The organism is Brevibacillus sp. HB1.3, assembly GCF_013186635.1.
GTDB lineage: Bacteria > Bacillota > Bacilli > Brevibacillales > Brevibacillaceae > Brevibacillus > Brevibacillus brevis_D.
Map to the genome: position 1 here is coordinate 440,739 of NZ_JABMIT010000001.1, position 23,789 is coordinate 464,527.

Annotated in this window: 24 protein-coding genes; 13 read left to right on the forward strand and 11 right to left on the reverse strand. The window is 47.8% G+C overall.

Annotation, left to right across the window (positions count from 1 at the left end; genetic code table 11):
* Window positions 1-224 precede the first annotated feature (224 nt).
* The 7 genes from HPY31_RS02295 to HPY31_RS02325 all read left to right on the forward strand — a co-directional run bounded on the left by HPY31_RS02295 (window position 225) and on the right by HPY31_RS02325 (window position 8,959).
* On the forward strand, window positions 225-1,448 hold the full coding sequence (locus tag HPY31_RS02295; protein ID WP_172138067.1) for an efflux RND transporter periplasmic adaptor subunit: 1,224 nt from the start codon (window positions 225-227) through the stop codon (window positions 1,446-1,448).
* A 4-nt stretch (window positions 1,449-1,452) separates the two neighbouring features.
* Window positions 1,453-4,548 (forward strand): efflux RND transporter permease subunit, encoded by a 3,096-nt coding sequence (locus HPY31_RS02300; protein WP_172138069.1) that lies wholly within the window; start codon window positions 1,453-1,455, stop codon window positions 4,546-4,548.
* A gap of 124 nt (window positions 4,549-4,672) precedes the next feature.
* Complete coding sequence (locus HPY31_RS02305; RefSeq protein ID WP_172138071.1) at window positions 4,673-5,461, forward strand: SDR family oxidoreductase; 789 nt, start codon at window positions 4,673-4,675, stop codon at window positions 5,459-5,461.
* A 20-nt stretch (window positions 5,462-5,481) separates the two neighbouring features.
* On the forward strand, window positions 5,482-5,973 hold the full coding sequence (locus HPY31_RS02310) for a YajQ family cyclic di-GMP-binding protein (protein WP_172138073.1): 492 nt from the start codon (window positions 5,482-5,484) through the stop codon (window positions 5,971-5,973).
* A gap of 92 nt (window positions 5,974-6,065) precedes the next feature.
* Entirely contained in the window at window positions 6,066-6,542 is a 477-nt protein-coding gene (locus HPY31_RS02315; RefSeq protein WP_012686211.1) for a hypothetical protein, read from the forward strand.
* Between the two features lie 135 nt (window positions 6,543-6,677).
* Window positions 6,678-8,336: an AMP-binding protein gene (locus tag HPY31_RS02320; protein WP_172138075.1), complete on the forward strand. Its 1,659-nt coding sequence runs from the start codon at window positions 6,678-6,680 to the stop codon at window positions 8,334-8,336.
* Between the two features lie 116 nt (window positions 8,337-8,452).
* Window positions 8,453-8,959: a GNAT family N-acetyltransferase gene (locus tag HPY31_RS02325; protein ID WP_172138077.1), complete on the forward strand. Its 507-nt coding sequence runs from the start codon at window positions 8,453-8,455 to the stop codon at window positions 8,957-8,959.
* A 75-nt stretch (window positions 8,960-9,034) separates the two neighbouring features.
* On the opposite strand, the gene leuD is transcribed toward HPY31_RS02325, so the two are convergent.
* A complete protein-coding gene (gene leuD / locus HPY31_RS02330) occupies window positions 9,035-9,619 on the reverse strand; it encodes a 3-isopropylmalate dehydratase small subunit (protein ID WP_064200017.1) in 585 nt (194 codons plus the stop codon).
* Entirely contained in the window at window positions 9,616-11,046 is a 1,431-nt protein-coding gene (gene leuC / locus HPY31_RS02335; RefSeq protein ID WP_172138904.1) for a 3-isopropylmalate dehydratase large subunit, read from the reverse strand. Before leuC ends, leuD begins: the two co-directional genes overlap by 4 nt.
* Window positions 11,047-11,160: 114 nt before the next feature.
* Here leuC and HPY31_RS02340 point away from each other — a divergent pair, with 114 nt between their 5' ends.
* Window positions 11,161-12,048 carry a LysR family transcriptional regulator gene (locus tag HPY31_RS02340; RefSeq protein ID WP_172138079.1) on the forward strand — a complete coding sequence of 296 codons (888 nt, stop codon included), beginning with the start codon at window positions 11,161-11,163 and terminating at the stop codon, window positions 12,046-12,048.
* 29 nt (window positions 12,049-12,077) lie between these two features.
* Here the strand turns inward: HPY31_RS02340 and HPY31_RS02345 are convergent, their stop codons facing one another.
* Together HPY31_RS02345 and HPY31_RS02350 are read right to left on the reverse strand one after the other, a co-directional pair.
* Entirely contained in the window at window positions 12,078-12,665 is a 588-nt protein-coding gene (locus tag HPY31_RS02345) for a class F sortase (RefSeq protein WP_253901644.1), read from the reverse strand.
* Between the two features lie 133 nt (window positions 12,666-12,798).
* Window positions 12,799-13,017, reverse strand: coding sequence for a hypothetical protein (locus tag HPY31_RS02350; RefSeq protein ID WP_012686218.1), 219 nt, complete (start codon window positions 13,015-13,017; stop codon window positions 12,799-12,801).
* A 151-nt stretch (window positions 13,018-13,168) separates the two neighbouring features.
* Here HPY31_RS02350 and HPY31_RS02355 point away from each other — a divergent pair, with 151 nt between their 5' ends.
* Genes HPY31_RS02355 through HPY31_RS02365 form a run of 3 tightly spaced genes read left to right on the forward strand, consistent with a single transcriptional unit; the run spans window position 13,169 to window position 15,636 of the window.
* A complete protein-coding gene (locus HPY31_RS02355) occupies window positions 13,169-13,516 on the forward strand; it encodes a thioredoxin family protein (RefSeq protein ID WP_012686219.1) in 348 nt (115 codons plus the stop codon).
* 33 nt (window positions 13,517-13,549) lie between these two features.
* On the forward strand, window positions 13,550-14,458 hold the full coding sequence (locus tag HPY31_RS02360) for an RluA family pseudouridine synthase (protein ID WP_172138083.1): 909 nt from the start codon (window positions 13,550-13,552) through the stop codon (window positions 14,456-14,458).
* A gap of 59 nt (window positions 14,459-14,517) precedes the next feature.
* Window positions 14,518-15,636, forward strand: a complete 1,119-nt coding sequence (locus HPY31_RS02365) for a YheC/YheD family endospore coat-associated protein (RefSeq protein WP_172138085.1) — start codon at window positions 14,518-14,520, stop codon at window positions 15,634-15,636.
* Window positions 15,637-15,697: 61 nt separating this feature from the next.
* Here HPY31_RS02365 and HPY31_RS02370 read toward each other — a convergent pair whose 3' ends face one another.
* The 3 genes from HPY31_RS02370 to HPY31_RS02380 all read right to left on the reverse strand — a co-directional run bounded on the left by HPY31_RS02370 (window position 15,698) and on the right by HPY31_RS02380 (window position 17,545).
* Window positions 15,698-16,498, reverse strand: coding sequence for a VOC family protein (locus tag HPY31_RS02370; protein WP_172138087.1), 801 nt, complete (start codon window positions 16,496-16,498; stop codon window positions 15,698-15,700).
* Between the two features lie 84 nt (window positions 16,499-16,582).
* Complete coding sequence (locus HPY31_RS02375; RefSeq protein ID WP_064200024.1) at window positions 16,583-17,035, reverse strand: GNAT family N-acetyltransferase; 453 nt, start codon at window positions 17,033-17,035, stop codon at window positions 16,583-16,585.
* Window positions 17,036-17,053: 18 nt separating this feature from the next.
* Window positions 17,054-17,545 (reverse strand): NUDIX hydrolase, encoded by a 492-nt coding sequence (locus HPY31_RS02380; protein WP_172138089.1) that lies wholly within the window; start codon window positions 17,543-17,545, stop codon window positions 17,054-17,056.
* 161 nt (window positions 17,546-17,706) lie between these two features.
* Here HPY31_RS02380 and HPY31_RS02385 point away from each other — a divergent pair, with 161 nt between their 5' ends.
* Window positions 17,707-19,071: a D-serine ammonia-lyase gene (locus HPY31_RS02385; RefSeq protein WP_172138091.1), complete on the forward strand. Its 1,365-nt coding sequence runs from the start codon at window positions 17,707-17,709 to the stop codon at window positions 19,069-19,071.
* Between the two features lie 54 nt (window positions 19,072-19,125).
* Here the strand turns inward: HPY31_RS02385 and HPY31_RS02390 are convergent, their stop codons facing one another.
* Window positions 19,126-19,869, reverse strand: a complete 744-nt coding sequence (locus HPY31_RS02390) for a class I SAM-dependent methyltransferase (RefSeq protein WP_172138093.1) — start codon at window positions 19,867-19,869, stop codon at window positions 19,126-19,128.
* Window positions 19,870-20,107: 238 nt separating this feature from the next.
* On the opposite strand from HPY31_RS02390, the gene HPY31_RS02395 reads away from it, so the two are divergent.
* On the forward strand, window positions 20,108-20,557 hold the full coding sequence (locus tag HPY31_RS02395; RefSeq protein ID WP_172138095.1) for a hypothetical protein: 450 nt from the start codon (window positions 20,108-20,110) through the stop codon (window positions 20,555-20,557).
* A 31-nt stretch (window positions 20,558-20,588) separates the two neighbouring features.
* Here the strand turns inward: HPY31_RS02395 and HPY31_RS02400 are convergent, their stop codons facing one another.
* The 3 genes from HPY31_RS02400 to trhO form a co-directional block, all read right to left on the reverse strand.
* Window positions 20,589-21,110 carry a hypothetical protein gene (locus HPY31_RS02400; RefSeq protein WP_172138097.1) on the reverse strand — a complete coding sequence of 174 codons (522 nt, stop codon included), beginning with the start codon at window positions 21,108-21,110 and terminating at the stop codon, window positions 20,589-20,591.
* A 12-nt stretch (window positions 21,111-21,122) separates the two neighbouring features.
* Complete coding sequence (locus HPY31_RS02405) at window positions 21,123-22,574, reverse strand: amidase family protein (protein ID WP_172138099.1); 1,452 nt, start codon at window positions 22,572-22,574, stop codon at window positions 21,123-21,125.
* 143 nt (window positions 22,575-22,717) lie between these two features.
* Entirely contained in the window at window positions 22,718-23,662 is a 945-nt protein-coding gene (trhO, locus tag HPY31_RS02410) for an oxygen-dependent tRNA uridine(34) hydroxylase TrhO (RefSeq protein ID WP_172138101.1), read from the reverse strand.
* Window positions 23,663-23,789 lie beyond the last annotated feature (127 nt).

The following is a 23,789-nucleotide window of genomic DNA, read 5'->3' on the forward strand; positions in this document are numbered from 1 at the left end:
GTTCAAGTCTATGACTTGGCTGCTTTTTTTGTAAATTTTTCCTCAGTAGCCCCAATAAAAGGTAACTTTCCTAGTTTTGTTGCGTATCTATTTATGCGCTGTTCGGTATTGCTATCCGTCTTGGGACGGAGATAAATTTCCACCCGCTGACTGTTTTGCAGCAGAGGTAAAAACTGGCACAATTACGCCATGAGGAATGATTGTGAAAATTTGGAGGAATTCTAGTGAAAAAACGGGCATCCATTATTCTGGCTTCGGTCATGTTGGTCGCTGCTGGTTGTTCAGCACCAGCACCAGAGGCACCGCAGCAGACAGAGGCAAAGGCGAAGGTAGTAGAAGTTGTAAAGGTTCAAAAGGCAACAAAGCCAGTAATGCTTGCAGTCACAGGGATGGTGGAAGCCAAGCGGGACGCGGTACTGTCATTTGGTACAGGCGGAACGATCTCAGCGATCTCCGCGACCAAAGGAGCAAAAATCGCCCAAGGACAGCTGTTGGCCACATTGGATACACGTTACACCCAAAAAGAAATTGCAGCAGCACAGGGGCAGGTAGAGGAAGCAGCAGCGCGGAAAATCAAGACGTTAAAGGGCGCGACAGCAGAAGCACTTGAGCAGAAGCGCTTGCAGGTAAAAAGTGCGCAAGACAGTCTGGATAAAGCAAAGCAGGACCTCGCAACAAGTGAAAAGCTGTTTGCTGGCGGAGCCATTTCGCAAAACGAAATAAACGCGAGTAAACGGGCCGTTACGCAAGCAGAGATTACCCTGCGTGACGCTCAATTGTCTCTGAATGAGCTGCAAAAAGGAGCGGAGCCAGAAGATGTCATGGTCGCCAATGCATCGATTAAAGCTGCTGCTGGCGGTGTAGACCGCGCGAAGAAGAGCTTGGATGATGCGAAAATTCAGGCGCCATTTGCGGGAACAGTCGTGGATGTAAAGCTGCAAATCGGAGAGCAAGCTTCTCCAGGTCAAGAAATTATTCGTATTGTTGACCTGTCCGACGTAAAGGTAACCTTGGATGTCTCCAATGAATTGATCGGCCAATTCCGTGAGAAAACGAAGGTGCAGGCTTTGACAGACGATGGTAAGAAAAGTGAAGGAACTATTGCATTTATCTCTCCAGTTGTGAACAAGGATACAGGGAAGTACCGCGTCGAGATCACGATTCCGAATGCAGATGGTTACTGGCGTGGAGGAATGGCCGCAACAATTGAGGTGCAGCGCCAAGTGAATGGCTTCCTCGTGCCGCTGGAAAGTGTCGGCGTGAGTCAAACCGACCATTACGTGATGGCAGTAGAGAATGGACTGACAGTAAAAAAACCAGTGAAGACCGGTCAATTGGTCGGAGACTCCATCGAAATCGTATCTGGAGTGAAAGAAGGCGACCAACTCCTGCGCAGTGGAATTACATTCTACGTCGAAGGGCAAAAAGTAGAGGCGAAGGGAGAATAGTTGCATGAACAAAGTGATTCTCTTTTTGCTGAAAAGACAGCTAATCGTCTACTTGTTTACATTTTTGCTCGTCATTGCAGGTTTGGGTTCCTTATTCAGTTTTAATGTCGAATTGGTTCCAAAGACGAATTTCCCTGATATTAACGTAAGAATTTCCGGTGGTGCACTTCCACCAGAAGAGATGGAAGAAAAAGTAACGAAGAAAGTAGAGCAAGAACTAAAGTCGATTAATGATATTAAAAAATACTCTTCTTCAACAAGTGCAGGTCACGTTAGAATCAATATTTCTGCAAATGAAGGAAAAGGCGAGCAGGTTAAGCAAGATGTACAAAATGCCGTTAACCGTCTCCGAAATGGTTTTCCGAAAGCCGTTAACACAGTAGATATCTTTCAGAGCAATATGGGTAGCGATCAAATGATTGATTTTGCCATCGTGGGAGCAGAGCCGAAGACCATGCTGAATTTGGCAAAAACGTCAATCAAGGACCGCATTGAAGAAGTCGAGGGCGTCAAGGAAGTAATTGTAGATGAGAAGAGCTTTGAGAATAAAATTACCATATCCTTTTTGCCACAGCGATTGAATGCCTATCAAACAACGCCAGCGGCTATCATTTCACAGCTTCAGGATACAAACTGGAAGCAAGGGATTGGTACACTGGAAAACACGGGCTTTGATACAGTTGTCATGATTGACAATACTTATCAGACCCCGCAGGAAATAGAGGCACTGCCAATTGATACACCGAAAGGAACCGTTTCTCTGAACCAATTGGCACAAATTGAAGATTTGCGTGGAAAAGTGAAAGACTACGTCGCCCTGACAAACGGTTCCGTGTTTATTCAACTCAGCGTGACGCGGGCAGACGGCTATGACTTGATCACGACACAAAAGAGTGTAGAAGAAGTCGTTCGCAAAATAAACACAGAAGCAAACGGCAAATACAACATCAAAGTTATGTTCGAAGGAGCTTCCTTTGTCGAGCATGCGGTGAGCAACCTCAGCCGGGATGTCATGATTGGTGGGGCGCTTGCGATCATCATCTTGTTCGTCTTCCTTCGCAACTGGAGGGTCACACTCGTCATCGCTACGACGCTGCCGCTCTCTGCGTTCATGACGTTCATCGCGATGAAACTCGCAGGCTACAACATTGATATGATCAGCTTGCTGTCGCTGAGCTTGTCAGTTGGCTTGATCGTCGATGCCGCTATCGTCGTTTTGGAAAGTATCTATCACTACCGGGAAAAGGGCGAAGAGCTGAAGCAGGCTATTATGAAAGGTACAAGAGAAGTTTTGACACCTGTGTTCACCTCGCAGCTCACGATCATCATCGTCTTTTTGCCACTTGTCTTTGCGGATTTTGAAGATTGGCTGAAACCGGTTTTGGCCACAATTGCCTTTACGGTATCCGCTGCCATTATTTCATCGACGATCGCTGCTTATTTCTTCGTTCCCGTGTTTTCCAATCGCTTCTTGCAGAAGGATAAGCATGTTTCGTTAGAAGGAGAAGGCAAGGAACACTTTATCATTCGCGTATTCAGCGGTATTTTACAAGTAGCGATTAGACATCGGGTAAAAACGGTTTTACTTGCAGTTGCATTGCTGGTTGGTTCCGCTTTCCTCACACCTTTTATGAAAATGGGTCAAGGAATTAACGCCAACGAAAATATTATTTTTGTCAATATGAAGATGCCAATCGGTTCAAAGTTGGAAACAGCTCAAAAAGCAGCCGTCACCGCGGAAACATCGCTGCGGGAGATCCCGGAGATAAAGGATGTATTCTTCTTTACTTCTAAGGAAGAAGCAACATTGTTCATTTCCTTAATTCCGAAGGGGGACAGAACACGTGATAAGGATGCTTTGAACGAGGATATTAACAAGCGCCTGAATGCGACCCCAGGAATCGACTCCGTCTCCATGTCATTCGGACAACAAGGCGGAAGCGGCCCGATCCAACTGGATGTTTACGGGGATGACATGGAAGTCATGCGGAAGGTCGCAACCGATCTGGAAGTGATGCTGGGCACGATCAACGGGCTCACCAACATTCGCAACGATTTTAAAGAAGGAAAAGAAAAAGTTACGTTGCTGCCAAAACAAGAAGCGCTTACCAGATTGAATGTAGATCACCGTTCACTTTTGCAACAACTGAGCGTGTTAATCGGTAGCCAACAAATTACGTCCATCACGCAAGATGGAATCGAAGTAGACGTCGTTGCCAAGATGCCAGACAACTGGCTGAAGCACCCGGATCAACTCAAAACGATTATGGTGACTTCGAAAGACGGGGCAGCAGTGCCTTTGGCAGATCTGGTGGTTATGGAGTACAGTAAGTCGCCGATTACGATTGAGCGTAAAGAAGGCGAACGCATCGTGACGGTTTCTGCCGAGATGCTGGGAAGTGAATTAGGGGCAGTAGGCCGTGAGATTAATGAGAAATTGCCAAACGTGCCTGTACCAGCAGGTTATAAAGTGGAAATCGCCGGTAAGTTGAAAGAGCAAAGCACGAACATAAGCCAAGGGATCTTCGTATTCTTAGGAGTTCTGGCTTTGATTTACGTCATCATGGTTGCCCAGTTCGGGCGGATGTCTCAGCCGTTTATCATCATGCTGACCATTCCAATGGCCTTGGTCGGTGTTGTGCTTGGCTTCGTCCTTACACAGCGGACATTCGGTGAAATGGCGATGATTGGGATTATCATGCTTGTCGGTATCGTCGTTTCCAACGCGATCCTCTTGATCGACAGGATCAACCTGCTGCGCAAACGTGGAATGGAAACCGCAGAAGCGATTATCCAAGGAACGAAGGAACGTATTCGTCCCGTGATCATGACGAAGCTGACGGCGATTCTCGGGATGCTGCCGATGGGTCTTGCCATGGCAGAAGGTTCAGATTTGGAAGCGCCACTTGCAACAGCCGTTATCTCCGGCTTGATTTTTCACACGGTCGTAACACTGGTGCTCGTTCCTGTCCTGTACTCCCTGTTTGAGGGGGCGAAGGCAAAAAGACTGGCAAGAAAAGCAGCTCGTCAAGCGAAGCGCGAAGCAAAACGAGAGGCAAAACAAAACAAAGACAAGAACGTACCTCCGACAGAGGTATAGTGATTCGCAAGAGAAGGGGAGCATACGCTGTACCCCTTCTCTTTTGCTTTTCCTTCATCTGAAAGTTCTGTAGAATAAAGAGATCAAGATACATACATGAGTGAACCATGAAAGGAGCATGCATATGGATCTATTTTTGCAAGGAAAAACGGCTCTGGTACTCGCCTCGTCAAAAGGATTGGGGAAGGCAACAGCGCTGTGCCTCGCCCAAGAAGGAGCGAATGTCACAATATGCGGTAGAGATGAAGCTGCTCTGGAAATCGTTCGTGCAGAGATCGAACAGGCTACTGGAAAATCACCTCTTGCCGTAACAGTGGATGTGACGAAGGAAGAAGATATCAAGCGAGTTGTCGAAGAAACGGTCAAGCATTTTGGCAGCGTCGATATACTAATTAACAATTCAGGTGGGCCTGCAACAGGCAGATTCGATCAGCTCACCGACGAGCAGTGGATGCAAGCCTTCCAGCTAAATTTGCTCAGCTATGTACGAGCCATTCGTGCTGTTTTGCCGCATATGCGAGCGAATCAGTTTGGCAGAATCATCAACTTCGCCTCCTCGTCCTTTAAACAGCCGATTGAGAATTTGATTCTGTCCAATACGTTTCGTACAGGGGTATTGGGCCTTTCCAAGACGCTTTCGTCAGAACTCGGACCAGATGGGATTCTGATTAACACCATTGGGCCTGGCAGAATTGCGACGGATCGGGTGGCACAATTGGATGGGCTTACCGCAGAGGCGAAGAGCATCAGTGCTGATGAAGTTAGGGAAAATTGGGAGAAGCAAATTCCATTGGGCAGATACGGTCAGCCTGACGAGTTTGCTCGTATGGTAACGTTCTTGGCTTCGCCTGCAAACAGCTACGTGACAGGTCAATCCTTCCTCGTCGACGGTGGCTTGATCCGCGCGATCTAATAAAAGAGAGGGGAATTCCTTTGAGTAAAGAGAGCTCATTTGATATTGTGTCCAAGGTAGAGTTGGCCGAAGTGAACAATGCGATTCAGACCGCATTAAAAGAAATAGAAAATCGCTTTGACTTCAAAGGGAGCAAGAGCAGCATCTCCTTGGAAAAGGAAGAGCTTGTCCTCGTCTCCGATGACGACTTCAAGCTCAGTCAGGTAAAGGACATTTTGCTTGGGAAGCTCGTCAAACGGGATGTCCCGATCAAAAACCTCGACTACGGCAAAATAGAACCGGCAGCGGGTGGTTCTGTCCGTCAGCGTGTCAAGCTGGTGCAGGGGATCGACAAAGACAATGCGAAAAAGATCAACAGCATCATCAAAGATACAGGACTCAAAGTGAAAACACAGATTCAAGACGATCAAATTCGCGTGACGGGAAAAAGCAAAGATGAGTTACAGCAAATTATCAATGCGATTCGCAAGGCTGATCTGCCTTTGGAAGTACAATTTATTAACTACCGATAACTACTAGAAAAGTTTTTGCTTCTAACTCTCTTCATTCTCGCATATGCATGTACAAATAAGTGACAAGCACTTGCGAAAGGGAGAGTAGAGACATGAAGGTCTTTATTATCAGTATGCGCAATCTCATTTTGGGCGGAATCGTTTTCCTTGTAGTACTGGTGGCGGGCATCGTACTTCTGGTCAAAGACCCTCTGAGCGTCTCGGACTCTTATCGACCATCGGATCCAGCTGCCGCTGTTACAGCGAGCGCTCCCATGAACCAGCCAGCAGGGGCAGAAAAGCCGGCGGTGAATATGGAGGTCAAGGTGGATGGGACAACGGCAGAGGTATCCTTGCTAACACAGAACTTCACGTTCGTCCAGGATAATGGCGAATTAGCCGAGGCCCCAGTCTTTGGAGAGGGACACGCACATCTATACCTGAACGGCGAACCAAAAGGGATGATTTATCAACCAGAGTTTTTGCTGAAAAAGTTGCCAAAGGGAGAGCATGAAATTCGCGTAGAGCTCAACTACAGCAACCATCTGCCATACAAGATAGAGACTACGAAAAAGATCGTTGTGAAGTAAAGCAGATCGCGTTCCAGAAAAGGGACGCTTTTCTTTTTGGGAGGAAGGAAAAGAAGGACCGTAATGGAAAAAGAAGGGATTGTGGCGGAAAAGAAGAATCCTACAGAATAGTCTGAATGTTTTGGGGGTGCTTGTATGATTCATATGACCACAATCGGCAACATGTTAGACGACACAGCCAGTAAGTATCAGGAAAAGGAAGCGCTGGTTTATCACGAACGAGGGCTTCGCTATACGTTTGGAGAATTTCAAGCGATATGCAATCAAGCAGCGCGAGGATTTATGTCTCTTGGGATTCAAAAAGGGGAAAATATCGCGATTTGGGCAACCAATGTGCCTGAATGGGTGATATCACAATTTGCCACAGCGAAAATGGGCGGCGTACTGGTAACGGTCAATACGAGCTACCGGGTACATGAACTGGAATATTTGCTGCGTCAATCAGAGTCGACGACGCTTCTCTTAATGGATTCCTATCGCGATGCGAATTATCTCGCCATGATTCAAGAGATTTGCCCGGAATTGCAGACCTGTGAACCTGGAGCGCTTCAATCCAAAAGGCTTCCGCATTTAAAAAATGTGATCTATCTAGGGGATGAGCAACAACCCGGAATGTTTTTGTGGAGTGATTTGCTCGAACGTGCTGCATGGGTCACGGAAGAAGAGCGGATGGCGCGCCAGGCGACGCTCTCACCAGATGATGTCATCAATATGCAGTACACATCCGGGACGACTGGCTTTCCAAAGGGAGTCATGCTGTCGCATGTCAATATCGTCAACAATGCCATCAAGGTAGCGGAATGTCAGCGGCTCGGGTTAGCAGATAAGGTGTGCATACCGGTTCCGTTTTTCCACTGCTTTGGCTGTGTGATGGGGACCTTAGCATGTGTGGCGACAGGTGCGACGATGGTTCCTGTCATCGCCTTTGATCCTGGTGTGGTACTTGCGGTTGTGGAGGCTGAGCGCTGCACAGCATTATACGGTGTACCCACGATGTTTATTGCCGAATTGAACCACCCGACGTTTGCTGAGCGTGACCTGAGCTCCCTGCGAACAGGCATCATGGCTGGCTCTTTATGTCCGATTGAGGTCATGAAGAAGGTCGTCGATCAAATGGGAATCCGTGACATTACGATAGCGTACGGACAAACCGAAGCTTCTCCTGTCATCACACAAACCGTCCCAGAGGACTCTCTCGAGCGAAAAGTATCGACTGTCGGTCGTCTGCACGCAGAGGTGGAAGCAAAAATCATCGATCCCGCGACAGGTGACATTTTGCCGCCAGGTGTACAAGGTGAGCTGTGCACGCGTGGATATTTGGTCATGAAGGGCTATTACAATATGCCAGAAGAGACAGTCAAGGCAATCGATCACGAAGGCTGGCTACATACCGGAGACTTGGCTACCGTAGATGAGGAAGGCTACTATCGGATTACCGGCAGGCTCAAAGACATGATCATTCGCGGAGGAGAAAATATTTATCCCCGTGAGGTAGAAGAATTCCTCTATACGCATCCAAAAGTGTTGGACGTCCAGATCGTAGGGGTACCTGATGCCAAATACGGCGAGCAGGTGTTGGCGTGCATTCGGGTAAAGCCTCATGAAACGTTGTCGGAGGATGAGGTGCGGGACTATTGCGAAGGGAAGATCGCTCATTACAAAATTCCTCGCTACATACAGTTTGTAGACGAATACCCGATGACCGCTTCCGGTAAAATACAAAAGTTCAAGCTGCGGGAGCAAGCACTAGAGCTGTTTGGGCAAAGCAATCCAAACCAGACGGGAACTGCATAGGATGAGGTTCAAGCGCTAGGGAGATGCTCCCGGCGCTTTTTTTAGATAGTTCTTTACTTTCGAGCAACTCTTGACTAAGATAAGTGGAAATCAAAATAGGAGAGGTGCAGCCTAGCATGGAAGTTAGATTTTTGGGACCAGACGATGCAGATGAGTTGGTAAAGATTAGACTGGAAGGGCTGCAAACAGACCCAGACGCATTCGGCTCTACCTATGAAGAGGCAATGCAGGTATCGATGGAAGAGTGGCGGCAAAGACTTTCTCAAGGGGAGTCAGGTGAGAGCGGCTATTTTGGTGCATTTGTGGGGGGAGAGCTGGCGGGTATCATCGGTTTTTTCCGCCACAGAGGGCTGAAAGCGAGACACAAAGCTTCAATCGTCTCCATGTACGTTCGTGAAGCGTATCGCGGAACTGGTGTCGCACAAGCTCTTATGCAGGCAGAGCTAGCCTACTTGAAGGAGCGGGGAGATATCGATACGGTACAGCTCGCTGTCGTCACGACCAATCCGGCTGCCATTCGTCTCTATGAGAAAATGGGCTTTCTTCCATATGGTTTAGAAAAGCGCGCATTGAAAAATGGCGATCAATACTTTGATGAAAGCCACATGTATATTCTCCTTTAGAAAACATGATAAAAGCGAAGGCACACATTCGTGGATGCCTTCGCTTTTTCTATTCGCAATGCGATGGATGGAAACTTAACGACTTGCCTCGTATGCAGCGATCTTATCTTCGTACTGCAACGTAATTCCAATATCATCGAGACCATTCAGGAGGCAGTAACGACGATAGGAGTCTACCTCGAAAGGGTAGGAGAGGCCTTCATTGTCACGAACGACTTGTTCTTGCAAATCGATGGTCAGCTGATAGTTCGGCTTGCTTTCGGCACGGTTGAACAGCTCATCGACTTGCTCTTCGCTCAACTTGATTGGCAGGATGCCGTTTTTGAAGCAGTTATTGTAAAAAATGTCCGCAAAGGATGGAGCAATCACACAGCGGAAACCATAATCAAGGAGTGCCCATGGCGCATGCTCACGAGAGGAGCCGCAGCCAAAATTGTTTCGGGCAAGAAGGACAGTAGACTCCTTGTACGCAGGCGTATTCAGAATGAACGAATCGATTGGCGCACCATCGACAGTAAAGCGCCATTCGTAGAAAAGGAATTGACCAAAACCGCTGCGCTCAATGCGCTTCAAGAACTGCTTAGGGATAATGGCGTCCGTATCTACGTTTACACGATCGAGTGGGGCTACCACTCCGGTGTGGATGACAAATGGATTCATTGGAAGACCTCCTTGCTAGCGTTCTCGCTTTTCCATTCACGAACATCGACGAAGTGACCTGCGATTGCTGCTGCTGCTGCCATTTCCGGGCTGACCAGATGTGTCCGTCCGCCGCGTCCTTGACGTCCTTCGAAGTTCCGGTTAGAGGTAGAAGCACAACGCTCACCCTCGGACAGGATATCCGGATTCATCGCCAGACACATGGAGCAACCAGATTCGCGCCAATCAAAGCCAGCTTCTTGGAATATGAGGTGCAAGCCTTCTTGCTCAGCGAGCTGCTTAACTGCCTGTGATCCAGGAACGACCATCGCGTGTACGGAAGGGGAGACCTTGCGTCCTTTTGCCACTTCGGCTGCTTTGCGCAAGTCCTCGATCCGACCGTTTGTACAGGAGCCGATAAAGACACGATCGATTTTGATTTCGCTCATCGGAGTGCCAGGTGCAAGGTCCATGTACGCCAAAGCATCCTGTGCCGCTTTGCGCTGTGCGACAGTCTCGAATGACTCAGGGCTTGGAACGGTGCTCGTAATGTTTGTCCCCATACCTGGGCTCGTTCCCCACGTCACTTGCGGAGCGATCTCGGCTGCCTCGATTTCTACACAGGCATCAAACACAGCACCTTCGTCCGTGCACAGCTTTTTCCAAGCCTCGACAGCTGTAAGGAAATCTTCCCCTTGTGGAACGTAGCGCTTGCCTTTTAGGTAGTCAAACGTAGTCTGGTCAGGAGCAATTAAACCGGCACGAGCGCCACCTTCAATCGTCATATTGCATACAGTCATGCGTTCTTCCATGGTCAGGTTACGGATCGCAGCGCCTGTGTATTCTACGACGTAGCCAGTTGCAAAGTCAGTTCCGTATTTTGCGATAATCGCCAAAATTAAATCTTTTGCACTGACACCGAATGGGAGGTCGCCGTTTACGCGTACTTCCATTGTTTTTGGTTTGGATTGCTGCAAGCATTGTGTCGCGAGTACATGCTCCACTTCACTGGTACCAATACCGAAGGCAAGGGCACCGAATGCTCCGTGAGTGGAGGTGTGGCTGTCACCGCAGACGATTGTTTTGCCTGGATGTGTGAGGCCGAGCTCAGGGCCAATGACGTGGACGATCCCTTGATCCGGGCTGTTCAAATCCGCGAGTGTGATCCCGAACTCCTCACAGTTCGCCGTCAAGGTTTCCATTTGTTGACGAGAAATCGGGTCTTTGACATTAAAACGGTCAGCAGTCGGTACGTTATGGTCCATCGTTGCGAAGGTAAGCTCTGGACGGCGTACTTTGCGGCCAGCCAAGCGAAGTCCTTCAAAAGCTTGCGGTGAAGTCACCTCGTGAACCAGGTGCAAGTCGATATACAAAAGGCTCGGCTTTCCTGCCTCTTCGTGAATAGCGTGATTGTCCCAAATCTTTTCAAACATCGTACGGGCTGTCATCATGTTTTCCTCCTTCGTTCAAAAACTCTTAACAAGGTTGTAACATGGCAAAGAGAATAGTTCAAAGATATAATAATTATAAGAAGGATAGTTTTTGCCTATCGGGAGGTCTATATGGAGTTACGACAAATTCGTTATGTACTCGCTGTTGCGGAAGAACGCAGTTTCTCCCGGGCAGCCAATCGATTACATTTGGCCCAACCGTCGTTGAGTCAACAAATTGCGAAGCTGGAGAAAATACTCGGTGTCAGCTTGTTCCATCGCTTGCCGCAGCACGTAGAACTGACTGATGCAGGCCAGCGCTTTATACAGGTGGCGCAAACGCTTGTCGACATGTCAGAGGGACTAGAGCGGGAAATGAGAGCTTATGCGGTAGGAGAAAGCGGCAAATTGCTTGTAGGAAGCTTGCCGATCACAGGGGCATACGTGCTGCCAAGGGTGTTGCCTACGTTTACAAAACAATTTCCCGGCGTCGAGCTGCAATTGATGGAGGAAACGTCGAGTCATTTGGAGCAGCTGCTTGTACGGGGGAAAATTGATGTCAGCCTATTAACCATGCCTATCAGTGATCCGTCTCTGGAAATCATTCCTGCGATCAACGAAGAAATCTTTTTGGCGGTACCAGCCAATCATCCGCTCGCGAAACGAAAAGAAGTCGATCTCGCGGAGGTAGCCGATCAACCTTTTATCCTGTTAAAAGAAGGACAAGGCTTCCGCACGATTTCACTTCGGCTCTGTGAGCAGGCGGGATTCCGACCGCGAATCGTGTTTGAGAGCTCGAACATCCAGACGGCTCAGTCACTTGTTGCAGCAGGCATGGGGTTGTCGTTTGCACCGAAGATGATTACACTCGCACCCGGAACGATCGAACCCCCAACTTATGTGCGGATAAAAACAAAACCTTCGCGCACACTCGTTGTGGCGTATCGGAAGGACAAACCTTTGTCACGCCCGGCTGAAGCGTTTGTGCAATGCCTTCTCGAGCAGGGTGGAAAAATTTAAAGGCAAACAAGAAAACCCAGTCGCCGCATTCATTTGCGAACACTGGGTTTTTCATCTTGGAGCTTTGTATCTTGAACAAGTTCGGAAAAGACGACGAGCCTGCGAGCGTGCTCCTGTGTTTTCTTGTTAAATTTTCCGGAGCAGGTAATCAAATTCAGATGGGAGCGCTCTGCATTCCCAAAAATCTGATCGATGGGAGCTTCGGCCGTCTGGAAGCTTTCTACTCTGCGAACTTGGAAGGTAAGCGTTTTTCCTTTTGCTTCACGCACGGTAATTTTGTCACCGGGCTTTAGTTTTTTCAGATGGTAAAAAACAGCTGGACCCGTATAATGATCAAAATGACCGGCGATCACTGCATTCCCCTTCATTCCGGGCTTCGTCCATGGAGACAAAATACCCACGCGATCAAAAGCCTTTGGGACATCCATTTGCCCATTCGGTAAAACGCCGACAGGTTCTACACGAGCTTGCAGGTTCAGTTTCGGAATATGTAGAAGTGTTGGCATGATTCCGTCTGGAAGAGGAGGGGCAGGAAGGAACGTCGGTTGAGGTGGCAGCGAAGGACCATAAACGCTAACCGTTTGTTTGATATAGATGGGCCCTGCTGGTTTTTGCATGGTACTTTCGATTTTAGGAGCTTCGACAGGTTGTTGAGTTGTATGGCCGCAACCAATTGTAACCAAACTAATGGATAGAAGGGACCCAAGAAGTTTTTTCATAAGTTGCAAAGAAAAGGGGGAAGATCCCCCTTTAATTGCTTGCTCCACCCATACCAGTTTTCGGCAGCGCCTTGATATGCGCTTTGCCTTTATGTGCTTTGGTTTTCATATGGTGAGCTTTGGTCTTCATATGATGCGCTTTTGTTTGTACCTTGTGGTGTTTTTTGTGACCGTCATGTGTTGCGGCAGACACAGGGATTGCAGTAGTTACCAAGCATGCAACCATCAACAAAGCAGCGAATTTCTTCATGAGTAGCACCTACCTTGAAATTTTTTGGGGTTACAAGAGATAGGATTTCCGTTTGCTCGTTTGTTAGTGATGGCAATTGTTTCTCCTAAACGTCCCAAACAGCCCGCGCCTGTGGTACACTATTTCCAAATCATTCTGGGAGGAAGATAACATGAGAGAAATTAAGACAGAAGCTGAGTTCGAACAAGTAATCGCAGCAACCAAGCCAGTCATCGTCAAATTCTTCACGGATTGGTGCCCAGATTGTCATCGCATTGATCCATTCATGCCTGCCGTGGAGGAAAAATACAAAGAACAGCTGGATATGATCGAAGTCAACCGTGATACTCTCCCGGACCTGTCCGAAAAGTACGATGTCTTCGGGATTCCGAGCTTTATTGCGTTCCACAATGGAAAAGAACTGGTTCGCTTCGTCAGCAAGCTCGGAAAAAGTCGTGAGGAGATCGAGCATTTCCTGGATCGTGCTATTCAAGTCAGTAAAGGAATCGAGCAAGCGTAATTGCATGAACATAGAACAGGGAGATAGACAGAAATGTTATACATGAAAAAAGAAGGGGAATGGCTCGTGGCTCACCTCCGAGACAAAGATGATGCCATCCCGATTGGGAACCTGCTGCGCGAAGAGTGGAAGCTGCCTCGCAAGCAGGTCCATCTTTTATTCCAACACAAAGAAGTACTTCTGGATGGGGAACCTGTCGCTCAGCATGTTGTAGGCAATGCAGGGCAGGAAATTCGTCTGCGGATGTGCAAGCCTGAGCCATTAGGGCTTGATCCAGCCAGTGAAGCGCCGGAGATCTTGTACGAGGATGATCATTTGCTCATCGTGAATAAGCCGGTTGGTCTTCTGTTACATCCGACCGAACGCTACCACCATGTGACGTTGGATCATCTCGTGTCGGGGCACTTTTTCCGTACAGGTTTGGAAGCCAAGGTCCGCCATGTCCATCGACTGGATCAGGATACGTCAGGTGTCGTTCTATACGCGAAGCATCCATGGGCCTCTGCTCTGTTAGATGAAATGCTGCGTGAGCGCACAATCAAGCGTACCTATGTGGCGTATGTTTCCGGACAAATGCCCAAAGAGCGCGGGAAAATCAATGAACCCATCGGAAAAGATCGGAATCATGGGACGCGCAGAAGGGTCACACCTAACGGCGATCCAGCGATTACCCATTACCAGGTGAAGGAACGCTTTCAAACAGCTACGAAAGTAGAATGTCAATTGGAGACGGGGAGAACCCATCAAATTCGCGTTCACTTCAGTCATATTGGGCACCCGCTTTTAGGGGATGAACTGTATGGTGGCAAGCGCGAACTCATTAAGCGACAAGCGCTGCACGCAGCCGTACTCAAATTTGAGCATCCATTCGGGGGAGAAGTCATCGAAGTCACAGCCCCGTTGCCACTCGATCTGTTTCACTTGGAAAAGAAGCTGAGATAATCGCCATTTGACGACGGACTGAATAAACTGCCAAGGAGGAAACGAGAGAGGGTGGTCTTTTGAAACGACCCATAATCGGCATCTTGACTTGGCGGGAAGGCAAACGCTTTGCAGAGCCAACCTATTTTCGGCGACTGCTCAAGGCTGGACAAGAACTGGGCTGTACCGCTTTCCTATTTTCACCAAACGATGTCCTTGGAGCCGGCAAGCAGGTAAGAGGGTATGTCCCGGGGAGCAATGGCGGCTGGCAAGCAAGAATATTTGATCGTCCAGACGCTGTATTCGACCGATACCGCTATACACCAACACAAGCGTTTAAGAACTATGTGGCCTTTCGGCGGACGAGTAATTTTTTGTATGCAAACAATCGTTTGGCAAACAAATGGCGGGTACATGAGGTGCTGCATCGGGACCCGAGAATGCATCGGTGGCTTCCGGAGACCCACTTGTACAACCGACAAAGCCTGGTGAACATGCTAGGCAAGCATCCATTGCTCTACGTAAAGCCACTCAATGGAACAGGGGGACGAAACATCCTGTCGATTGAAAAGCGTGGCGACGAACTTCGACTGCTCGGCCGTAACAAGCAAAGGGCGAAAGTATCCACAGTAGTAAGAGACAAAGCCGCCGCCCAGAGATGGGTAGATCGTTGGACGAGACAGGAGAAATACATTGTTCAGCAAGGGCTTCGATTGCAGTTGGTTCCTTCGCGGGCAGTAGACATGCGCCTCTTGATTCAAAAGAATGGGCAGGGTGAATGGAGCATTACAGGTCATGGGATTCGCGTGGGTCCAGAACGCAGTGCCACCTCTAATCTGCATGGCGGCGGTAAAGCTATCCCTGTATCGGAATTTCTCCGACCGAGGTTTGGGGAGGAACGTACTGCGCAGATCGTGCATGATTGCGAGCAGCTCGCTTTTCAAACAGCGGAAACACTCGAGGATCATTTTGGACGGATGGTTGAACTTGGACTGGACATTGGCATCGATGTAGAGGGTCGCGCCTGGCTGATCGAAGTGAATCCCAAGCCAGCGCGGGAAATTTTCCGGGAGATGGGGGCAACGGGGCAGTACAAGAATGCCATTACCCGCCCGCTTGAATACGCCATCTACCTTGCGAAAACACAAGGACGCGAAGGTCGCGAGCCACTTTTGAAGAGAAAGGTCGCACGAGGATAGCGTGAAAGCAGAACAGCGGCAGTAGGGACAACATCTGAAGTCCTCGTCTGCCGCTGTATTGCTAGGTGGAGATAGAAAGTGGTAATTGCAATTTGCTCGGGATATCAGGAGCGAATTCGGGTGTATGGATAACAGAAAACGAGTATCCTTTCTTGACGAACGTCAGCTCTTGAGCATCCGAGTGGAAAAGGACGTTGCTTTTTTCAAAGCGCCTCCGCACTTTTTCCAGGAACGTTTGGTCAGGTGTGCCAAAAGTGACGTGCATTTTCGGTGGTAGCGCTTTCATGGCAATGGGAATCCAAGGCCTGTTTTTCCATGTGGCTACAATATGTGCCGTTCCGCCGATAACGAAGTTAAAAATATCGCCATCCTCGTATGTTTTCATGCTGAGATTCGATTTTAGCCATTGCGTAAAAACAGGTACACTTTCCACAGGACAGCCCACTTCCCGTAAATACAGAATGTGCAGGGGAGTGGATGGCTCGACGACCTCCTCTGACACATACTCGTGGGCAATAATCTCAAGAAGATTCCCGTCACCATCACGGAAGTACAGGTTCAGCCGTCCTTTTTCCTCATCAATGTCATGCCCATCCTCCCATCGAACAATCAAAAGACCAGATTCTTTGATCTTTTTCGCTGATGCATGAAACAGGGAATAAGGTACTTGAAAAGCAAGATGGGCGGGGGATATCGGTTCATACACTTCTACAAAGGTTAAATGAAAATCGGGCGTGACTTGAAATGTAATCTGTTTGTCTGATTGAGATGAAATCGGAAAGCCGAGACGGTCTGCGTAAACCTGATGTACCCCTTGGATGGACACAGTTTGTAAGGTTAATTTTGAAAAGTGCGTGATCATCTGGCATCACCTTTTCCTATACAAAGATAACATAATATAAATTATGTATACTCATTCATTTCATACTGTTTCTAGACAATCTTCTCAAATATCTTGAGAGAGGCGAACCATATCTACCACTTGAATCCCGTTTTCGTAAATTTCTTCCTCATAATGCCGCAAGAAAAAGTCCCGATCAATCCAACTCATCCGAAATCCACATTTTTGATAAAGCGCGAGCTGATCCACACTAGAATTTCCTGTGCCGACCTCGATCGTTTTATAACCGAGAGATTTGGCTACTTCAATGGAATGAAGAACGAGCTTTTTGCCAATGCCCTTGCCATGATGGGCCTCATCAACGGCAACATTTACAAGCTCAATCGTATCCGGTCTGGTTGGTATTAAGACGTAGACACCAACGATGCTCTCCTCCAAAACAGCGACGTAGCATTGGCCTCTTTGTAAATAATCTTTCACCAATCTGACAGAGGGGTCAGCCAAAAAAAGTAAATCCATTGGTGGTTGTTCCTGTGCTGCAAGCTTGCGAATTTCCATCCGTGTTTCTCCTCCGATTCAAGTGGTTACCGGCTTTGGCAATGAAGCTGTTTCGTAGTTGACAACCAGGCTATTTTCGTACGTAAAGATATGCTGACAAGGTTCATCCTCTTCCAACATGTAAGGTAAAAACTTGGGAAGGTTTTCTGGGACGCCAGCATTGTCGGGGTCCAAGATCCACGCTAGCTCTTTCCAGTCAAGTATGCCTTCTTCCACGACCAGTGGAGTTTGATAGCGCTCATAGCCTTCTGGAAGATGAGCGAGAAATGCATACATACCGCCCGTTTCAACTCCATCGACTAGCCAAGAGACAATTCCTTTGTAGCAAGCGGTTTCTAACAAAATGCCCGTCTCTTCCCGAACCTCGCGAAGGACACTGTCCAGTGGAGTCTCTCCGTGCTCTAGCTTACCGCCTACGCCATTCCATAGCCCCATTAACGGTGATTTGTTGCGATTTAGCATGAGTATTCCATTTCTATGTTTGAGAAAGCATATGGTATAGCGATACATGTTATCACTTTCCTTTTTGTTACAGTCAACTTCTTTAACGACCATTGTATCAAACGTGTGGATTCAGCAGTTATTTTTATTTGGTTTTTCGAGAGAAGTTTCGTACTATTTCGTTATAATAACAAAAAAGAGTGGAAGGAAGAATAGGGGGCTCGTTCAAGATGGGAAACAATGAAAAGGTGGAAGGGTTAACAATCGAGGAGTGGAAAACGAAATATCCGCTTCTTCCTAGCATGATAGAGACCGATGAAGTTTTTTGGACGAACCCTGGTTATGACGAGATCGCAAAAGCGGCTCTCTTGGTTACGCCTGAGGAGGTTCAGGATGCTGAAGAACGTTTGCGGCGTTTTGGTTCGTTCATTCAATTGGCTTTTCCCGAGACGAGCGCTGCTGGTGGATTGATTGAGTCCCCACTCGTTCCGATAAAAGAGATGCAAAAGCACCTAGAGTCTCGCTTTGCGTCAGATATGCAGGGGAATCTCTGGTTAAAATGCGACAGCCATTTACCTATTGCAGGTTCGATCAAAGCCAGGGGTGGTATCTACGAGGTGCTGGCACATGCAGAAGAATTGGCCCAAAAGCATCAGATGCTGCAACCGGACAATGATTATGCTATTTTGGCCACAGATGCGTTCCGTGAACTGTTTTCCCGTTATTCCATTGCAGTAGGCTCGACAGGAAATCTCGGTTTGAGCATCGGAATTATTAGTGCGAAGCTCGGTTTTCAAGTCACCGTACATATGTCAGCGGACGCTAAAGCATGGAAAAAGGAATTGCTGCGGGCAAAAGGGGTCCAGGTAGTCGAATATGCATCGGATTATGGGAAAGCGGTGGAAGAGGGCAGAAAGCAGGCGGAGGCCGACCCGAATTGTTATTTCATCGATGATGAGAACTCCAAGCGTCTATTCCTCGGCTATGCAGTAGCAGCCGGACGATTAAAGAGACAGGTAGAGGAGCAGCAGATTACAGTAGATAGCGATCACCCGCTGTTTGTTTACCTACCGTGTGGGGTGGGGGGAGGTCCTGGCGGCGTGGCGTACGGATTGAAGCTTATCTACGGAGACAATGTTCATTGCTTTTTTGCGGAACCTACCCATTCTCCCTGCATGCTACTAGGCTTAATGACAGGACTGCATGACAAAGTTTCCGTTCAAGACTTTGGAATCGATAACAAGACAGAGGCAGATGGTCTGGCTGTTGGCCGTCCTTCGCGATTCGTAGGGAAAACCATGGAAAATCTGCTCAGTGGTGTATATACAGTCGCTGACGAAGAGCTATACGCCTTGTTGCGTGCCTTGCGTGATCTTGAATCGATTCGATTGGAGCCGTCTGCGTTGGCGGGAATGCCAGGACCTGTTCGATTGTTTCAGCAGGAGGCAGGGCGTCATTATTTGGTAAAGCAAGGTCTAACGGAAAAAATGAATAAGGCGACCCATATTGTATGGGCGACGGGCGGGAGTATGGTGCCGGAGTCTATTCAGGAAGAATATTATGCAAAAGCTCTGGATGAGAATGGGAAAAAATAAGCATCGAAATGATACAGAAAGCCCGGATCACTTCCCGGGCTTTTCATCATCCGTTTAAGCAATCTTCTGCGTCTTGAAAATAATAAACGTCGGTCTTCTTACTTCTGAAATCTGATGCGGCTGCAAGAGAAGACCTTCTGGCGTGCAGGTTGGCTCGATGATCTCCTGTAGGGTAAGCCCCGCTTGGATTAACGTATTGACGGCAGTGGACATGGAGCGGTGGTAAAAAAGCGCCTTTCTGCCGTTCATCATGTACATTTCACGTTCTCCATCTTCCAGGTAGTTGTCCAAGGGCCAAAAATGCTTCTGTCCTTCTTCGTCGCGGACCCAGCCCTCGACCTTTTTGCGAGCGGTAATATGCGGATGGAGTGTGGAGTAAACGAAATGTCCTCCGTTGCGCAAGGCGCGGCTTATTTTGTTGATCACGTGCTCATAGTCACGAACATAGTCCATGACGAGAGAGCTTGTAATGAGATCGTAGTCATGAGTGGCAAGCTCAATGTCCTCCAGGGAGCCATGTAGATATTGAATGTTCTCATGACTGTTATTCGTTCGGGCATATTCCAGCATGTTGTGGGAAAGATCAACACCGATTACTTCACTTGCTCCTTGCTCTACGCAGTATCTGGCAAACTGTCCGCCACCACAACCGAGGTCGAGTACACGCAAACCTTTTAGGGAGGGGAGACATCCGCGAAAGGCAGGCTGTTCGATCACATCGTTCTCCGATTGACCGGACAGACGCAGCTTTTGATAGTCCTGATAAAAATCCAGTTGATCATACAGATTTTGTTTCATCCTATTCTCCCCGTTTCCATTTTTTCTCGGATTCCTATTATGGATAAAAAAGGATCATGATGTCAATTATTTGTTTAAAACGATTGAAAATGAGAGCAGGAGTTTGCTTTATTTACGAGAATTAATGATAGACAACCCATTTTTGTGATTCCGTCCGCTTTGCTGTGACGGTTTTTTTCTGTAAGAAGATTTGGTTTCGGTATTTTTTGGCGAGACTGAAATCGAAGGAGGGATATACGTGGACCAAATACTTCAACTGATCAAAGATTACTGGCCGATTGCGCTAGCTATCATAATCATCATCATGGCTGCCCAATGGGTGGTGCGAAGTATCATTCGAATTATTTCGCTTGCAGCTATTATTGGTGTTGTGCTCGTGTTGTTTTTCCAATTCAGTCCTGAAGAAGTGATCCAAATAGGGCGCCAAGCAGCCGTAGCGACGCAGGAAGTCGTCGATAAGACGATTACCCCGGTATTGGACAAAGAGCTTAAGGATGCGGATATTTCCTTCAAGGAAGATGGCACCTATGAAGTAAAGACAGCGAATATTCGTATCGTAGGTAAAAAAGGCGAATCCAAAGCAACAGTTTATTACAAGGATGAGGAATGGGAAGTAAATATCGGTCAATTGAGCAAGCTGTTCCAGGATCGACTCGGGAAAGCGGAGCAAGAAAGCAAGACGATGTAGAAAGGGAAAAACGCATGGGGCCAAATAGGTCTCATGCGTTTTTTGCTGGATAGGCGAGGACTTCCTTTACCCATGTATCTAGCAGATGCTGATATTCTTTGCTCGTTTTGATTCCGGGGGCTGAGGCAAATTGTTTTTCGAGTGGGAGCGTGCGCAGTTTTTTAGCGAATTTCCCTTCGATATCATCTTCATATTCGAATAGCAGATAGACGACATCTTCCAAGGAGCGATAGCTCGTAACACTATACTCGATTTCATTCATTATCGTTTGAAAATGACCGTGACTATACTGGCAGAGGATGAAAGTGAAATCTAGGTTGTTTACGATTTCCAAAAATCTGTTCAAATACGCTGGTTCCACCATGATGCACTCTAGCCTATGGTGTGGATCATCAGAGTGACTGATGTGGAAATCTGGAATAATTTCGATAAAGTCTTGCTGTCGTTCGGGACTGGCTTTGTCATAGTAATCATCGTTGAATTTGCGAATGATTTTCTTCAGGTGCTTGAAAGGGATTGCTGTGCCAATAAAAAGTCCGTAATATCGGTTCATTCTGTGCTTCCTTTACGCTTTCGTCATATCCGGAGCTACTCGCAGTCGAGTTGCTTGCTCATAAGCGTAGGCCAGGCGAAGAAGAGTAGGTTCCTGGAATGCCAAGCCAGTAAGCATGATGCCAAATGGTTTGCCTGCGGAAGTATAGCCAGCCGGAACCGTAATCGAAGGGTAACCAGCTTTGGCTGGGATCGCATAACCCGTACTGCCAGGGTACAGGAGGGCGTCGAGTTCGTGCTCCTTCATGACAGCATCAAGACCTTGTTTTTGTGACATTTCCAAATCGAACAGGAGATTTGCCAAATATTCCGGCTCTGTCAGTGTGCCACTGGTTTTCTCGGATTCTTCCAGCAGCTCTTGCCCGTAAAGCAGGGCTTGTTCCTCATGTGCCCGATTAAAAGCAATGACATCCTGTAAGGAGCGGATCGGGTAGGAGGCTGGTAACGTTTTTAAGTATGCATTTACCCCAACCTTGAATTCATGCACGAGAACATCTATGTTCCATTCGGCATTTTCTGTCGGGATGTTGACCGCATCTATGATAGTTGCGCCAGCCTCTTTAAGCTTTTCAATAGCTGCTTCATACAAGGCGATTTCTTCGGCTTCACACTCAGCCAAAAATCTGGAGCGTACAACGCCGATGCGTGCATCCCGCAATCCATCTGAATCGAGGAAGGGGAGGTAATCGGTATGCGCGAGACCCTCGCTTTTTCCAGTCACCGGATCCTTTTCATCTATGCCAGTAAGCGCGCCAAGCAAAATAGCTGCATCTGTCACGGTTCTTGCTATCGGTCCGGCTGTGTCTTGGCTATGGGAAATCGGGATGATACCCGAACGGCTGATTAAGCCAACAGTAGGTTTGATTCCCACGAGCGAATTTTGTTCTGCTGGATGGAGAATCGACCCAGAAGTCTCCGTACCGACTGCCACAACTGCAAAACCTGCGGCAATCCCAGCAGCCGACCCCGAGCTAGACCCGCCGACATCGAGTACACCAGGACCGTATGGGTTCAACACTTGTCCACCGCGCGAGCTGTAGCCATCTGGCATGTCATTGGAGATAAAGTTAGCCCATTCCGTCAGATTGGTTTTCCCTAAAATAACCGCGCCCGCCTCTCGGAGCTTGGTAACGACGAATGCATCCGCAGTGGCAAACGAATCAGCTAAAGCTAGAGCTCCAGCCGTCGTGTGCATCTTGTCAGATGTCGCAATGTTATCCTTGATCAATACAGGAATTCCGTGAAGCGGCCCACGACTGCCTGACACCGCTCGTTCTCGATCCAGTGACTCTGCGATCGCTAGTGCATCTGGATTTAGCTCACAAATGGCATTGATTCGGATGCCTTGTTTGTTGTAGGTGGCAATCCGCTGTAAAAAGGAGAGAGTCAATTCCCGCGAAGTCGTGGTTCCAGCTGTCATTGCAGTTTGCCATTCGAGAATGCTCGTTTCATAAATCACTGACATAATGTATCCCCTTTTGCGAATGATTTGATTTTTATTATAGTACCAAATTCAGGGAAAGGGAATGAGAGGGGAGTGTGAGCCTTTTGCCTATAAAAAACAAGCTGACTCTGCGAGAGAATCAGCTTGTTTGTGTTTGTACCAAATTATGCGTTTGATCCAGCAGCTTCCAGCTTCGCTTTTTCTTCCGCTTCTACATAACGGTTGCGAGGGTGTTCGCGGCATTCATCGGAGCAAGAACGCTTGAATTTTGTCTCACATTCTGTGCAGCAGAAGTGCTGCTTGTTGCAGAATGGGTTGGCGCAGTTTACATAGCGGTCTTCGACAGTACCGCAGTAATGGCAACGGCCAATGACGACGTCTTCTTCGGTATGATTGATCGGAACGGAGATGCGCTCGTCAAACACGTAGCATTTTCCATCCCACAGGCGCCCTTGGACTTCTGGATCTTTACCATACGTGACAATTCCGCCCTCAAGATGGTACACATTTTCAAAACCTTGTTGCAGCAAGATACCTGTCAGCTTTTCGCAACGAATACCGCCTGTGCAGTAGGTCAGGACTTTTTTATCCTTAAACTGGCTCATGTTGTCACGAATCCACTCAGGGAACTCACGGGATGAATCCACTTCAGGGCGAATCGCACCACGGAAATGTCCCAAATCGTATTCGTAATAGTTGCGACCATCGAGGATTACGACATCCTCTTCCTGCATCATTTCGTACCATTCTTTTGGGTTCAGATAGGTGCCAACTAGTTCATTCGGATTGACATCTTCCTCCAAACGCCAGGTTACGAGCTCCTGTTTCGGACGCACAAACATTTTTTTGAATGCATGCTCTTCCGACTCATCTATTTTAAACCACATATCACTAAAACGTGGATCTTTTCGCACATATTCCATGTAGGCGTCTGTTTGTTCAATCGTTCCGGATACGGTTCCATTAATGCCCTCTGGAGCTACGATAATCCGCCCTTTCAGCCCGTTATCCTTGCAAAATTGCAAGTGCTCGGCTGCGTACTCCTCATAATTTTCAATAGGAGTATACTTGTAATACAACAAAATGCGATATGGTTTTTGTACTTGCAAGGTACAATTCCACCTTTCTTTTTCAATTGTGATTTTAGATGCATCGGTGATTATACCACATTCCATTGTTAGATGCGCTAAAAAAGTAAGGGGTTTGTGAGGTTTTTATGAAATCGGTGCTTCTTGC